Origin of the sequence: Sphingobacterium sp. UBA3519, assembly GCF_002377215.1 — a bacterium.
GTDB classification, from domain to species: domain Bacteria; phylum Bacteroidota; class Bacteroidia; order Sphingobacteriales; family Sphingobacteriaceae; genus Sphingobacterium; species Sphingobacterium multivorum.
The window spans coordinates 16,729-32,575 of the sequence record NZ_DFPI01000010.1; the positions used below are offsets into that span (position 1 = coordinate 16,729).

The 15,847-nt window shown below is 41.3% G+C and carries 12 protein-coding genes; 6 read left to right on the plus strand and 6 right to left on the minus strand.

All coding sequences use genetic code 11. From position 1 onward, the window contains the following. Positions 1–3: 3 nt before the first annotated feature. From pnuC to upp, 3 genes are all read right to left on the minus strand, one after another. Positions 4–606, minus strand: a complete 603-nt coding sequence (gene pnuC, locus B3297_RS04085; RefSeq protein WP_070563266.1) for a nicotinamide riboside transporter PnuC — start codon at positions 604–606, stop codon at positions 4–6. A 52-nt stretch (positions 607–658) separates the two neighbouring features. Next, on the minus strand, positions 659–1,132 hold the full coding sequence (locus B3297_RS04090; protein ID WP_046672303.1) for a ribonuclease H-like YkuK family protein: 474 nt from the start codon (positions 1,130–1,132) through the stop codon (positions 659–661). A gap of 104 nt (positions 1,133–1,236) precedes the next feature. Next, a complete protein-coding gene (upp, locus tag B3297_RS04095; RefSeq protein ID WP_046672304.1) occupies positions 1,237–1,884 on the minus strand; it encodes a uracil phosphoribosyltransferase in 648 nt (215 codons plus the stop codon). Between the two features lie 283 nt (positions 1,885–2,167). On the opposite strand from upp, the gene uvrB reads away from it, so the two are divergent. From uvrB to B3297_RS04115, 4 genes are all read left to right on the plus strand, one after another. Then, positions 2,168–4,201 carry an excinuclease ABC subunit UvrB gene (gene uvrB / locus B3297_RS04100; protein WP_286778463.1) on the plus strand — a complete coding sequence of 678 codons (2,034 nt, stop codon included), beginning with the start codon at positions 2,168–2,170 and terminating at the stop codon, positions 4,199–4,201. A gap of 356 nt (positions 4,202–4,557) precedes the next feature. Then, positions 4,558–5,589, plus strand: a complete 1,032-nt coding sequence (proB, locus tag B3297_RS04105; protein ID WP_286770730.1) for a glutamate 5-kinase — start codon at positions 4,558–4,560, stop codon at positions 5,587–5,589. Further along, a complete protein-coding gene (locus B3297_RS04110) occupies positions 5,586–6,836 on the plus strand; it encodes a glutamate-5-semialdehyde dehydrogenase (protein ID WP_070563274.1) in 1,251 nt (416 codons plus the stop codon). Before proB ends, B3297_RS04110 begins: the two co-directional genes overlap by 4 nt. Positions 6,837–6,845: 9 nt before the next feature. Beyond that, the gene (locus B3297_RS04115) at positions 6,846–7,250 is read left to right on the plus strand and encodes a hypothetical protein (protein ID WP_046672308.1); all 405 of its coding nucleotides are present in this window, start codon (positions 6,846–6,848) and stop codon (positions 7,248–7,250) included. 74 nt (positions 7,251–7,324) lie between these two features. On the opposite strand, the gene B3297_RS04120 is transcribed toward B3297_RS04115, so the two are convergent. Further along, positions 7,325–8,461: an acyl-CoA dehydrogenase gene (locus B3297_RS04120; RefSeq protein WP_286778464.1), complete on the minus strand. Its 1,137-nt coding sequence runs from the start codon at positions 8,459–8,461 to the stop codon at positions 7,325–7,327. Positions 8,462–8,874: 413 nt separating this feature from the next. On the opposite strand from B3297_RS04120, the gene B3297_RS04125 reads away from it, so the two are divergent. Further along, positions 8,875–9,510 (plus strand): peroxiredoxin, encoded by a 636-nt coding sequence (locus tag B3297_RS04125; RefSeq protein ID WP_286778465.1) that lies wholly within the window; start codon positions 8,875–8,877, stop codon positions 9,508–9,510. Between the two features lie 79 nt (positions 9,511–9,589). On the opposite strand, the gene B3297_RS04130 is transcribed toward B3297_RS04125, so the two are convergent. Continuing rightward, entirely contained in the window at positions 9,590–10,696 is a 1,107-nt protein-coding gene (locus B3297_RS04130; RefSeq protein WP_236586131.1) for a S1 family peptidase, read from the minus strand. A gap of 24 nt (positions 10,697–10,720) precedes the next feature. Beyond that, entirely contained in the window at positions 10,721–11,293 is a 573-nt protein-coding gene (locus B3297_RS04135) for an RNA polymerase sigma factor (protein ID WP_115047104.1), read from the minus strand. Between the two features lie 338 nt (positions 11,294–11,631). Between B3297_RS04135 and B3297_RS04140 the strand changes: the two genes are divergently transcribed. Further along, the gene (locus tag B3297_RS04140) at positions 11,632–15,723 is read left to right on the plus strand and encodes a glycoside hydrolase family 2 TIM barrel-domain containing protein (RefSeq protein ID WP_286778466.1); all 4,092 of its coding nucleotides are present in this window, start codon (positions 11,632–11,634) and stop codon (positions 15,721–15,723) included. Positions 15,724–15,847: the final 124 nt, after the last annotated feature.

Below are 15,847 nucleotides of genomic sequence, written 5' to 3' on the forward strand. Positions count from 1 at the left end.
ATATTACGCAAAATTTTTATAGGTTTTCTGCCAATCGCGATAGCCATTCCAAGCGATGAGCGTGAAAACAAGGTAGAGTACTGCGGTCAGCATAAGGTCTTTGTGTATATAGAGCGGGATATAACAAATATCCACAAATACCCATAAGAGCCAATTTTGAAGCACTTTGCGCGTCATCAGAAATTGAGCAACAAAACTTACGGAGGTGCAGAATGCGTCAATATAAGGGACATCGGAATTTGTCTTGCTATCGAGGAGATAACCGATTGATAGTGTTAGGATCAGGATTGCCAGGAGGCAAAGGAGCAGCTGCCCATTGCTGGCTTTGACGATAGGTTTCTTTTTTTCTTCTTTTCGTCTTATCCAATAATACCAACCGTACACAGCTGTGGACAGGAAGTAGAACTGTAGTACAGTATCTCCGTACAGTTTGGCATTATAAAACAGAATCGCGTAGGACGCTACGCTGATGATACTGATTGGCCAGTTCCATATATTTTGCTTAGCGGCCAAATAGACACAAAGAAAGCCTGTCAGCGTACCTAACCATTCGAGCCAAGAGGTCTGGGCAAATTGACGTGCAATCTGCTGAAAAAAATCCTGCATGTGGTGTATTAAAAATTACACCCTAAATATACAAAGTCTGCCCAATAGTCAATTATTGAACCTGTTTATTCGCACAATTGGTACTGGCAAAAGATTCGGGCTTGGCCTTAAAAACAAATCCCATACCCATAATATAGCCCATGGCTTCTTTCAGGGCAACATTTGACTGGAAATTTGGATTGGTGTTGATGTCGGCGTGGACTTCGAGGTCTACTTTGTGTTTTTCGAGGAGGGGGCAGAGTTGATAGGCTATATCGATGGATTTTTGGACTTCGAGCAGCATCCTTTCTTTAATGCTCATTCGGTGATGCCTTTTGTCCCGTTGGATAAACATAAATCCACCTTTATGTTCCCGGAGAAAGACGATGACTGTAGCGAAGTCGATGATGCCTCTCTTGACTTGGGAATCGGTGCCTATATAAACCTTGAGCTTATTCCCTAGGGCATCTTCTCGTTTAATGACTTCCTCAACAGCATCGAAAATCGTGGAGCGAATGGATTCGCCATTGTATTTTTGCCATCTCATAGCGATATAGATTAGATATAAAAAAATTAAACTTCATCATTGACATAAATTTACTGAATTTCAATGATCTAAGTGTTAATTTAGTTTTAAATAATTTATCCACATTAATGATGTTTTACACCGTAGGCCAGGTCTCCGGCATCACCGAGTCCAGGTACAATATAAGCTTTTGAGGTCAGTTCGTGGTCGACGTCACCTACCCAGATGTGTGCCGTAGGTACAAAAGCCTGAACGTGATTCAGTCCTTCCTCGGATGCAATGGCTGCAACAATATGTAATTCCTTGATGTCATATTCGGCCAGGAGATCCTTACAGCATAATACAAGGCTCTTTCCTGTGGCCAACATGGGGTCTACAATGATTACTGTACGATTATCTAAGTTTGGTGTATTAACATATTCTTTATGAATTTCAAACTCACCGCTCTTTTTGGTATGCCGATAGGCCGCAATGAAGGTATTGTCGGCATGATCAAATACATTTAAAAGTCCCTGATGAAAGGGAAGCCCCGCTCTCAGAATTGTAGCGAGTACGGGTTGTTCCATCAAGAGATGGGTTTTGGCCACACCTAACGGAGTTTCAACTTCAACAGGTTTATAAGCCATCGTCTTGCTGATTTCATAAGCGAAAATTTCACCTAATCGTTCCAGATTCCGACGAAAGCGCATGCGATCCTGTTGAATCGTGATATCTCTCAGTTCGGCAATAAAATGATTTGCAATGCTATTTTGGGTAGATAGAATAGTGACCATGGCGTGTGTGCTAGTTCAGTTAAGCTAAAGATAATAAATAATCAATTGAAAGTAATAACATCTATGGTATTATTATAGTTTGCGCTAAAATGGTAAAATTTTTAGTAAATTTGTGTAAGAACATAGCAGGATATGGCCTGGACCACAGGTCAACAAATCGTCTTGAAGCAGATTGAAACCATCGGATTACAAAAACTGTTTTTGAGCTTAGGGCTCAAGCAATTCGTGGTGCAATGTTTGCTGGAAAAGGCCTGAATGGTTTTCTTAAAGACACAGGAAATATATGAAATTTGAATTGACATCGGAGTACAAACCCACAGGCGATCAGCCAGAAGCAATTAAGCAGTTGGTAGCAGGGGTAGAGCAGGCAGAGCAATACCAGACGCTTTTGGGGGTGACAGGTTCGGGTAAGACCTTTACTGTGGCTAATGTGATTCAGGAAACCCAAAAGCCGACATTGATTTTAAGCCACAATAAAACTTTGGCGGCTCAGTTGTACGGTGAATTCAAACAGTTCTTTCCCAATAACTCGGTCAACTATTTTGTGTCTTATTACGATTATTATCAACCCGAAGCTTTTATTGCTTCGACGAATACCTACATCGAGAAGGATTTGGCGATTAACGAGGAAATCGAAAAGCTGCGTTTGGCAACCACGTCGTCATTGATGTCGGGACGGCGTGATATCGTTGTCGTCTCTTCGGTATCCTGTATCTACGGTATGGGAAATCCGGAAGATTTCTCCCGGTCTATCTTTCGTTTTGGGGTCGGTATGACTGTCACTAGAAACGCTTTCCTGCATAAGCTGGTGGAGATTTTATATTCGCGAACGACCACAGAGTTTAAACGGGGTACCTTTCGGGTTAAAGGTGATACAGTGGACGTGTTTCCGGCATACTTGGATAATGCTATTCGGATTTCATTCTTTGGGGATGAAATTGATGAACTGAGTGAGATCGATCCTATTTCAGGGAAAACGCTCAACAAGATGGAAGATCTTGCTCTTTTTCCAGCAAATCTCTTCGTCACGCCGAAAGAAAAATTCAAAGAATCGATCTGGGCTATTCAAGATGAATTGATGCAACGGAAAACGCAGCTGGAAGAGGAAGGATTAATGCTTGAAGCGAAGCGTTTGGAGGAGCGGGTCAATTATGATTTGGAAATGATGCGTGAACTGGGCTATTGTTCGGGGATTGAAAATTATTCCCGCTTTTTTGATGGTAGACAACCGGGGATGCGTCCGTTCTGTTTGCTGGATTATTTTCCGGAAGATTACCTGTTGGTCATTGATGAGAGTCACGTGACCTTACCGCAATTACGTGCGATGTATGGAGGTGACCGATCGCGAAAAGTTTCCTTGGTAGAACATGGGTTTAGGTTGCCCGCGGCTTTGGATAATAGACCTTTAAACTTTCCGGAGTTTGAATCCTTGACAAATCAGACGATTTATGTATCGGCGACTCCGGGCGATTACGAACTGCAGCAGACCGAAGGTGTTGTCGTTGAGCAGGTCATTCGCCCAACAGGACTTCTGGATCCAATTATTGAAGTACGACCAGCGATTAATCAGGTCGATGATTTCTTGGAAGAAGTCGATAAGACCATTAAAGAGGGAGGACGTGTTTTGGCTACTACATTGACCAAACGCATGGCTGAAGAACTTTCCAAATATATGACCAAGCTGAACTTAAAAGTCCGTTATATCCACTCTGAAATTAAAACCTTGGAGCGGGTTGAAATCTTGCGGGGGCTCCGCTTGGGTGAATTTGATATCCTGGTCGGGGTGAATTTACTTCGTGAGGGGCTTGATTTGCCGGAGGTCACGCTTGTTGCTATTCTCGACGCGGATAAGGAGGGCTTTCTGCGTTCCGAACGATCGCTTATTCAGACAATTGGTCGCGCGGCCCGGAATGATAAAGGTCGGGTTATTATGTATGCGGATAAAATGACGGATAGCATGCGCGTCACAATAGATGAAACCAATCGTCGCCGAGACAAGCAGATGAAATATAACTTGGAACATGGCATTACACCGCGTACTGTGGGCAAAACAAGAGAGGAGATCTTAGAGCAGACTTCTGTTGCTGATTTCTCGGGTATTGAACCTAAAATTTATGTTGAACCTGATCCGTCGCAGGCCATTGCAGCTGATCCAGTGATGCAGTATCTCAGTGAGAAGGATCTGAAGAAAGCGATCGATAACGTACGGAAGAAAATGGATAAATCAGCGAAAGAAATGGATTTCTTGGAAGCAGCGAAATATCGTGATGAAATGTTCTCCTTGGAGAAGCTCTATGAAGAGCGATTCCCTTCGTAAAGGAAGTCGGTTTTAGTTATTGTTAATCAATTTAAGATTTGTTAAACGACGCTAAATAGCGTATAAATTAAGATTCCACCGTCCATATTTGTAGCAATTGTAAATAAATTGGCTACATATGAAACATTTAATCTACAGCATAATACTGTTTTTTGTGCTTTCCGCAGCATTCTGCCAAAGTAAAATTTCCTACGGGATAAACGCCGGGTACACGAATGCTCCTGGACCTAATAGATTGGGCCGTACTTCCTAAGGTTAACGATTGAACTATATTGTTCAATTGTTAACATATTTTGCGTAAATCAAATTCTTCTCAGTAAATTAGTGCTCAAATCTAAACTAAAACATACTAAAAAATGAAAAAGCCAATTCTCGTTGTCAAATTTGGATCGGCTTCTATTACCACGAAAGAGGGAGAAGTTGATGAACGTATTGTTTTGGAGATCGCTAGGCAAATTGCTTCCTTACAAAAGAAATACAATATCGTCTTGGTCTCTTCAGGTGCTGTTGCTGCCGGTAAACGTTTTCTGCCCAGCTACACAGGAACGCTATCCGAACGCAAAGCAGCTGCTGCAATTGGGAACCCTATATTGATTAATACGTATTCTACTTATTTCCGACCGTTTAAAATTTCATTGGCGCAGAGTTTATGTGAGCGACATCACTTTTCCAATCGGGATCAATTTCTACAATTGAAAAATACGTATGAGGAATTGTGGCGGAACAATGTTATTCCAATCGCAAATGAAAATGATGTGGTGAGTAATAAAGAACTGAAGTTTTCAGATAATGATGAGCTGGCAACCTTGATTGCTGTTGGTTTTGGTGCCGAAAAATTACTGTTTAGCACTTCCGTTCCTGGTGTGTTGGATGCAAACAACAAGATTATACCGCAAATTGAAACAATTGACCGGGATATTTTAGGGCTGGCAAGGAAGGATAAATCTTCCGTAGGATTAGGGGGAATGACCTCGAAATTGAACTTTGCCCGATTGGCCAATCAAATGGGGATTGCTGTGGTGATTTTTAGTATGCAAACCGAGGAGGCGATACAAAAAGCGGTTAAGCACGAGACTGGCACATTGTGTCTGGCTCAAAGTAAGAAGATCTCTTCCCGCAAGAAATGGCTCGCGAGTGGAAGTTTAATAAAAGGGGAATTGATGGTTGATCGTGGAGCGGAGGAAGCATTATTGAAGCACAAAAGTTTACTCGCTGTGGGGGTAACCCGTATCGTCGAGCATTTTGAAAAAGGAGAAGTGTTAAATATTGTCAATCTAGAAGGCTTAACTATTGCCGTTGCCCGCGCGAAGATGGATTCATCCGCTTTGTCCCAGACCAGTAAAAAAAATGTAGAAATTGCACATGCAAATGATATTGTATTATTATGAGTGAATCCATCTTAAACCAACTTCAGGCGGCGGCCAAAGCAAAACAAATTTTGCAACAACTGGCTCCTGATACCAAAATAACTATTTTAAATGCCATCGCAGAAGGTCTTATCGCACATACTACTGATGTATTAAAAGCCAATAAGATTGATTTGGATCGTATGGCTGATGACGACCCCAAAAAGGATCGTCTTTTGCTCAATAGCGATCGTCTAAAAGGTTTGGCTGACAGTGTTAAGCAGATCGCTCAGTTGGCAGATCCAACAGATCAGTTATTACTAAAAAAGATATTGCCAAATGGATTGGAGATCGAGAAAATTACGGTTCCACTCGGAGTCGTTGGGGTCATCTACGAATCGCGACCTAATGTGACGATAGACGTTGCTGCATTGTGTATTCAGTCGGGTAACGTTTGTCTATTGCGCGGTGGTTCGGACGCGTTACACACCAACGAGGCGTTGTTGAAAGTGATCCATGCTGTCTTGGAGCAGTATGGTATTGCAACAACTATTGTGCAACTGTTGCCTGTTGATAGGAAGCATGTTTCGGAATTATTGGAAGCTACCCAATTCGTGGATATTATCATACCACGGGGTTCACAGTCGCTGATCGATTATGTCAGGGAACACGCTAAAGTACCAGTTATTGAAACTGGAGCAGGAGTATGCCATACTTATGTGGACCGTACAGCAGATTTGGATATGGCAGCGAAAATTGTTGCCAATGCTAAAATTTCCAGGCCATCGGTGTGTAATTCTTTAGATACTGTTTTGGTCGATCGTGCTGTTGCTGCCGAGTTCCTAACGAAATTGAAAACTTATTTTGAAGATGCTCAGGTGGAAGTTTTCGCGGACCCTACAGCTTATGAGGTATTACAGGGTCAACATTTTTCAAATTTAAAGCGCGCAGATGAAGCCGATTTTGGAAGAGAATTTTTAGATTTGAAGTGTTCAATAAAGACGGTCACCAGTTTGGACGAAGCTTTGGAGCATATCGCAAAATATTCTTCCAAACATTCGGAATGTATTGTTTCTTCCAGTGAACTCCATATTGAACAATTTTTGAATACAGTGGATGCTGCCGCGGTATATGCCAATGCATCTACACGTTTTACGGACGGAGGTGAGTTTGGTCTGGGTGCAGAAATAGGTATCTCGACCCAAAAGTTACATGCCCGTGGACCATTTGCATTGGAAAAATTGGTAACAGAGAAGTGGATTGTCCGCGGAAATGGACAGATCAGATAAGCATAGATCATGGGATTAAGTTTTAAGAAAGATGTATTGATGAATTGGATCGAAGAAATTGGTAAATTTCTTCGCATATGGACAGAAGGGCATGATGCTTTTACGGAGCCGACTGATCCAGCAGTATTTGAAGATGCTTATGAGAAATTCTTCGAAAAGAGTAGGACCTATTTTTTAAATCTTTCCGAAAATGAACTTTCGGCATATCTCAAAACAGATCTTCAAATTCAGCAACTACATCCATTGGCTTTAACGTTGTTATTTGATGGGTTGAATGCTACAGATGGCAATCAGGAGAATTTACTTCGTAAAGCAAAGTTTATTTTGAATCTGGCGATGGCTGAAACGGCGAGCTTTGCCTTTCAGGATTATCAATATCTTGCTATGATCGACAACAAATTGAAGAGTCTTTAGATTAACATAGCTATCCGTCATGCAAAGCCCTAAAAAAGTGTTTAACTTTTTGGGTTCATTGCATGACGGAGACCTTAGCGCAGGATCTCACGGGCAATCACCAGACGTTGGATCTCAGAAGTTCCCTCATATATTTGCGTGATTTTTGCGTCGCGCATTAACCTCTCGACATGATATTCTTTTACGTAACCGTAGCCACCGTGGATCTGTACAGCTTCGACAGTGTGTTTCATGGCAACTTCAGATGCATGCAGTTTGGCCATGGCAGCTTCTTTACCGTAAGGAAGCCCCTGGTCTTTCGTCCAGGCAGCTTTATACGTCAAAAGTCGAGCTGCCTCGATATCAACTTCCATGTCGGCCAATTTAAACTGTATGGCCTGATGATCCGAAATCGGTTTTCCAAAGGTCTTTCGTTCTTTTGAGTAAGCCAAAGCAAGGTCATAGGCACCCGCAGCAATTCCTAGGGCCTGTGCCGCAATCCCAATGCGACCGCCATCGAGTGTTTTCATAGCAAATTTAAATCCGAAGCCATCTTCTCCGATACGGTTTTCCTTGGGAACCTGAACATCGGAAAATAGGAGTGAATGGGTATCGGAACTACGGATACCCAATTTGTTTTCTTTAGGACCAATGGTAAATCCCGGCAGCCCTTTTTCAACGATCAATACATTGATTCCTTTGTGGCCTTTTTCAGGATGTGTCTGTGCAATGACAAGATAGATATCGGCATGGCCACCATTGGTGATCCAATTTTTTGTACCATTTAGGAGATAGTGATCCCCCTTATCTTCGGCGGTGGTATGCTGTGAGGAGGCGTCCGAACCAGCTTCAGGTTCTGACAACGCAAAAGCACCAAGTTTTTCACCTTTCGCTAAGGGAATCAGGTACTTTTGTTTTTGTTCCTCTGTACCATAAGCATTGAGTCCATATAATACCAGGGAATTGTGGGCGGATACGATAACGGCCGCTGAGGCATCAATTTTGGCAATTTCTTCGAGCACAAGAACATAGGCCAACGTATCCATTCCAGCTCCGCCATAAGCTTCGGGGGTCATGATACCCATAAACCCTAGTTCGCCCATTTGCTTGACAAAATCTGTTGGAAATTTTGCGGCTTCATCGCGCTCGATTGCCCCAGCCTTTAGCTCCTGGGCAAATTCCCGCGCTGCGCCGCAGATCATTTTATGCTCTTCGCTTAATTCAAAATTCATGGCATTTCAGTTTTTTGGTTCATCAGTTACCAAGCCGATAACGTATATATAATAAGGTTTGCTGTCAAAAAGTTTCCTCCCAACTCACAATCATTTTATGAGCTCGGTGTACCAACATACTCAAATATACAAAATATATATTATGCAAGCATAGTAATATAGCAAATTACTTTTTAATCTACTTGAGCTAATCATTATAAGCATTTTGGAAAGTAATGGCCAGGGTAGGGCGGACAAGTAGCAAGGGGCATGTTGGTTTTCATTTTGTTTATAATTGTAAAATCCTTACTTTCAATTGGATTAAGTTTAGTTTTTTCATTTCAATTTAAAAAATTGAAGAATTACTTGTTTGCTAAATTTAATCTACTATATTTGTAGACTATATAATTTAAACACATTTAAAAAATAAGATTATGAGTTTAAGATTAGGGGATGAAGCGCCAAATTTCAAAGCGCAAACAACCATTGGTGAAATAGACTTTCACGATTATATCAAAGATAGCTGGGTCGTTTTCTTTTCGCACCCCTCAGATTATACGCCGGTATGTACTACAGAGTTGGGCCGTACGGCAAAATTGAAATCTGAATTTGACAAGAGGGGTGTGAAGGCCATTGCGCTAAGCGTCGATAATGTAAACGATCACTTGAATTGGATTAAGGATATCAATGAAACGCAAAATACCGAAGTGAATTTTCCGGTTATTGCTGATGAAGATCATCATGTATCCGAATTGTACGATATGATCCACCCAAATGCTTCCGTAACAGCGACCGTACGTTCCGTATTTATTATCGGTCCTGACAAAAAGATCAAATTGACGCTGACCTATCCAGCATCAACAGGTCGTAATTTTGATGAAATTTTACGGGTCATTGATTCTTTACAGTTAACTGCCGATTATCAAGTCGCTACGCCCGCTGACTGGAAGCATGGTGAAGATGTTATTGTTGTGCCAGCGATCAAGACAGAAGATATTCCTGCTAAATTTCCAAAAGGCTTCAAAGAGATCAAACCGTATTTGAGAACGACGCCACAGCCTAATCTATAGGGAGTAAGCCCTTGGAATTAAAGAACAAAAAAAGGCAACGTTTTTCAACGTTGCCTTTTTTATAAGTTATAAATGCCTCCTAATAGACTTTAACCATGTAGATATAGTCTTGCATTTTCTTGATTTGTTCTGTTCTTGGTAAACCTGCCAAGCTATTCTTTTTGTTGATCTTAAGACCGGTAACCAGTGAATCACTTGGTATGTCCGCTAAGGCGTTCAAGATTGATTTCGTTTTGATTGCAAAGGCGGCACCATCTATGCCACGTTGTTTTCCGGAAATAATACCAATCACATTACCTCTGCTATCCAATACCGGACCGCCACTGTTACCTGGATTGACAGGTACGGAGATCTGATAAGCGATGGTATCACCGGCATAACCTGTTGATGAACTTAGGTATCCCTGACCATATACTGCTTCGTCCCGAGGAAACCCGATCGTATAAATATCTTCACCAAGATCTGAAGTCGACGTTTTGAACGTGTAAGGTAAGCTTTTAGCTTTCTTAAAGGTCTTATCTGCGATGTATAAGATAGCCAAGTCTTTGCTTGGATCGGTGTGTACGATTTGTGCTTTATACGATTCGCCTTTACTATTTTGTAAATAGATCGAATCAGCCCCGCTAATGACATGGTAATTGGTGACGACATAGCCATCTGTCGTCAACATAAATCCTGTTGCACCAAACTGGCTTTCGGTACCTTTTACAGATTTTTTGTCATTGATATCCCTGATAGCAGCGTTGTGTGCGTTGACGTTCTTTTTGACATTGTTCATGTCTCTACGTAATGCACTGTAATCGGAAGATGCTTTCTCGAGGTTGCTGTAATAACCGCTCAGCCATAATGTGCCAAATACTGCAAATACCGCTACCACTGCAGCCACTAAAGAACTTGCTTTGATGCGTTCCCAAAGTGAAATTACCGCTGATTGTTTTATAGGAACTACCTTTGCGGGTTTGTTTTGGGTTTTATGGTATTCTTTTGCTGATTGTGCTAAAGCATTTTTGAAATCCAGCCGTTGACTGGTTTCTTTCATATTGGCAACAAATTCGCGGTGTTGTTGTAATTGGGCAGCATAGGAGGGCTGATCAGCACAAAAAGATTCAAATGCAGCTTTTTCTTCGGCCGATAATTCGCCGCGAAGATACTGGTCTGCTAATTCGAAAAATTCTTTTTGATTCATTGTTCCCATGGTGTTACACTAATTTTAATCTGTTGAAAAAAATATTTTTTTCAGCCGTTGTAGGCATTTATACTTCTGAGTCTTGGCATTATCTGTATTGGTATAACCAAATTTATCACAGATGTCCTGCATCGAATGGTTTAAGATGTAGAAATCATGTAAGATTGTCTTACAAGGTTCTCCCATTTTCTCTAAGGCAAGTTCCATTTGGTCGAACTTCTTTTCAAGTTCTTGATGCTGTTGTAGATCTTCTTCCTCAAATAAGGAATCTTCATAACCGCTAATGTCACTGTTGCCAAAACCAGCACGATTGAGTTGCTTAAGCCAAAGCCTTCTGCAAATCGAGTAAAGATATGTTTTAAGTTTGCTGCTGAGCTCAAAGTTCCCTTTGGAAACTTTATCGTAGAGCACAATGACAGCTTCTTGAAAAATATCTTTCGCTTCATCCTCACTTCCATTGTTTTGCAAGATCATATGGCTTATAGACGGATAGTACCGCTTGTAGATAGCATCTATCGCCAAGCTGTTGCCGTCTTTGATGCCTTCAATGATTTGCTCATCATTTTCTAGCAGGACTGATTTACTGAATTTACTCACCTATTAATACCTTAATGCTTAAATTGTAACCCTTTGAAAAATAAAATTCTTCGAAATATTTTCAAACGTAAACTTTTATTTGTTTAAAGTGAAATCTATCCCCAAAAATAAGGCTTATTCCTTGAAACCGAAAGCATTTGTTTTTTATTGGAATCAGCTTCTTTTGGGAGGACATCGTTATTTTTCGCCGGGTCAATTTTTTACGTTTTTACATTGTTTTATGTACGATCCTCAAATAGAGAACCTATAGAACAATTTTAAAGTTCGATATGATCTTTTTTGTATCGAAAAAGTTTCGCAATCGAGTGCTTTAATAATCTGCTTGTTATTACTACAAAATGAAGTTACATTTGGTTTCCTGGACTAAATTGCTTAATTACATTATGTTAAGAAACTCTGTTATTTTTTCAACGATTCTAGCCTCATTGCTGTCGCTGGACACTACCGTCACGATAGGGCAAACGATTACGTCATCTATCGACGGTTTCCAGTATGGAGCCACAACGGCTCCAAAAGGGAATGAATGGGAATCGCCTCAATTATTATCACTTAATAAGGAGTTGCCGCATGCGTCGTTCTTCTCCTTTCAGAACGTAGAAAGTGCGCGAAAAGTACTTCCCGAGCATAGTAACTATTGGCTTTCGCTCAATGGATCCTGGAAGTTTAACTGGGTAAAGACCCCGGAAGAGCGACCAAAGGACTTTTATGATCCGAATTATAATGTGGGTGCCTGGGAATCTGTTCCAGTCCCTATGAGCTGGAATATTTATGGTATACAGAAGGATGGAAGCTTAAAATATGGTGTACCTATTTATACCAATCAACGTGTGATCTTTCATCATCAAGTAAAGGTCGATGATTGGCGCGGTGGAGTTATGCGGACGCCAGCCCAAGATTGGACAACTTATGTCTACCGTAATGAAGTAGGATCGTACCGACGTAACTTTACAGTACCTACTCATTGGGACGGTCGTGAGGTATTTATCAATTTTGATGGTGTAGACTCCTTTTTCTACCTGTGGATAAATGGCAAATATGTCGGATTTTCAAAAAATTCCAGAAACGTCGCATCTTTCAATATCTCGCCTTACTTAAAAAAGGGTGCTGAAAATGTGTTGGCTGTTGAAGTTTACCGGAGTTCGGACGCTTCCTTTTTGGAAGATCAGGATATGTTTAGATTGCCCGGGATATTTCGGGATGTTTCGCTTACTTCAACGCCAAAAGTTCAGATTCGCGATTTAGCGGCCATTCCAGACTTGGACAGCAATTACGAAAATGGTTCGTTGAAAATTACGAGTACTGTACGCAATCTGGGTAGTAAGAAAGCTGAAGGGTATAAAGTAGTTTATTCACTTTATAAAAATAAGCTATACAGTGACGAGAATACCCTTGTTGATCAGACAGAAGCTTCATCAGCTGTGCCAGCCCTGGATGGTCAAGTTTCTAATAGCGTCGCCGCAACGTTGAACGTCAAAAATCCGGATAAATGGTCTGCCGAATTACCTTATCGGTATACTTTGGTGGCTGAATTGAAGGATAAAAAGAACAAAACGGTTGAGACTATTTCTACCTATGTTGGATTTAGAAAGGTTGAGATTAAAGATACCAAGGCTGCGGATGATGAATTTGGCTTGTCCGGACGTTATTATTATGTCAATGGTAAGACGGTGAAACTGAAAGGCGTCAACCGTCATGAAACCAATCCTGAACATGGCAAAGTAGTGACCAGAGAACAGATGGAAGCTGAGGTGAAATTAATGAAACGGGCGAATATCAACCATGTCCGGAATTCGCATTATCCAGAACCTGCTTATTGGTATTATTTATGCGATAAATATGGAATTTATCTCGAGGATGAGGCCAATATCGAAAGCCATGAATATTATTATGGCAAAGAGTCTCTTTCTCATGTTCCTGAATGGAAAAATGCCCATGTAGCCCGTAATATCGAGATGGTGCATTCGACCATCAACCATCCGGCAGTGGTTATCTGGTCTTTAGGAAATGAAGCCGGTCCAGGTGATAATTTCGTGGCCGCCTATCAGGCTATCAAGAAAATCGATACGTCAAGACCTGTTCAATACGAGCGTAACAATACAATCGTTGATATGGGCTCCAATCAATACCCCTCAATAGACTGGGTAAGAGGAGCTGTAAAAGGCACTTACAAATTGAAATATCCATTTCATATCTCGGAGTATTCACATTCCATGGGTAATGCCGTTGGTAACCTAATTGATTATTGGGAAGCCATCGAATCGACCAACTTCTTTATGGGCGGTGCCATTTGGGATTGGATTGATCAGGCTATGTATTATTACGATAAGAAGACCGGCGAACGCTTTCTCGCTTATGGCGGCGACTTTGGAGACAAACCCAATGATGGAACCTTTGTCAATAATGGGTTGATCTTTGCCGATATGAAACCTAAACCACAGTATTTTGAGGTCAAGAAAGTGTACCAAAATGCGGGCGTAAAGGCTGTTGATATTCAACAGGGGAAAATTGAGCTTTTCAATAAAAATTATTTTAAAGATCTATCCGATTATCAGGTTCAATGGTCGCTATATAAGGATGGGGTAGAAGTAAAAAATAGTGCAGGTACAATCAGTGCCGCTGATTTGCCGACAGCGCGCCAACGCAAGCAGCTTATATTGCCGATAAATTATGCGCAGTTAGATGCGGGATCGGAGTATTTTGTAAAAGTACAGTTTATTCTCAATACAGATCGACCTTGGGCGGCCAAAGGTTTTGTTCAAATGGAGGAACAACTGTTTGTCAAAGCGGCTGAAAATAAACCGTTGATTTCCGCTGTTGCACAAGGAGGGGCTCCGTCGCTTTCCAAAGAAGGTGATTTGCAGGTGGTGAAAGGAGATCAGTTTATCGCGAAGTTTGACAATAAAACAGGCTCGATATATAATCTAACATATGCCGGTAAACAAGTTATCCGCGATGGCGAAGGCCCAAAATTGGATGCACTACGTGCTCCGGTTGACAATGACAACTGGGCTTACCAACAATGGTTTGAAAAAGGATTACATAACCTTAAACATAAGGTTTTGTCTTCAAACAGTTATACCAAGAAAGATGGAACAGTTGTATTGGCGTTTACGGTTGAATCGCAAGCTCCATATGGCGCGTCTTTGTTGGGGGGAACTTCGGGAACCTACACGCTTAAAGAGCATACGGATAAGCCTTTTGGCAAAGATGATTTTAAATTTACAAGCAATCAGATCTGGACAATTTATAAGGATGGCTCTATTGAATTGTCGTCGAGTATTACATCCAATAATGCAAGTGTTGTATTAGCTCGATTGGGATATGCTTTGCAATTACCGACAGAGTATGGCAATTATAGTTATTATGGACGTGGACCGATCAATAATTATGCTGATCGGAAGACAGCACAATTTATTGAATTGCACAAAAGCACTGTAAAAGATCAGTTTGTGCCATGGCCTAATCCGCAAAATATGAGTAACAATGAGGATGTGCGTTGGACAGCATTGACAAATAATGCTGGACAGGGAGTTGTTTTTATTGCGAAAGAGCATTTATCAACATCCGCTTTGGACTATAGTGAGCTTGAGTTGACCTTTGCACCGCACCCTTATCAATTACCAAAAAGTTCGGGCGTACACGTGCATCTTGATGCAGCTGTAACAGGACTTGGTGGTAATAGCTGTGGACAAGGGCCACCGTTAGAAAAGGACCGTGTGAAAGCAGTACCAACGGCTATCGGTTTCATTATCCGTCCGATTCAGAACAATGATATGATAGCAAAGGCTCAGGTAGCGACTGCCGGTGACGCGCCCATTTCGTTGGCAAGAAGTTCAAATGGAGAAGTTTCTATTCAATCGGGAAATAAAAATGAGACCGTATTATACAGTTTGAACAATGCAAAGGCAAGTGTTTATAAAGCGCCTTTTGACTTACGCGCCGGTGGTACAGTAACGGCTTGGTATCAACAAAATGAAAAATTGAAGGTAACACAACAATACACTAAAATCGAAACCATTCCAATGGAGGTTGTTTTTGCTTCAAGTCAGGAGACTGGTGAAGGGGATGCCAAGAACCTATTGGATGGAGATCCTTCCTCGATTTGGCACACGATGTATTCGGTTACCGTAGCACAGTATCCACATTGGGTTGATTTTGATGCTGGAAGTAGCAAAACAATTAAGGGCTTCACTTTTCTACCAAGACAGGATGGACCGAATGGTGATATCAAGGATTATAAGATCCAGGTGAGTAAAGATGGGAAGAACTGGGAAGATGTGATGTCCGGATCTTTTGAACGGAATAAAAAATTAAAAACTGTTCGATTCGAAAAGCCTGTGAAAGGACGTTATATCCGCTTTACAGGACTTAACTCCCAACGTGGTGATGATTATGCTTCCGGAGCTGAATTTGCTGTTATCGCTGAATAATTTGCTTTAAATCGCATATTGAGCCAGCACCTGTCAAACAGGTGCTGGCTTTTTTGTTGGCGACCTAGGATAAGATTAAATAGTGCGATCGTTTCGTTTTACGTAAGGTAAGGTAAGGTAAGGT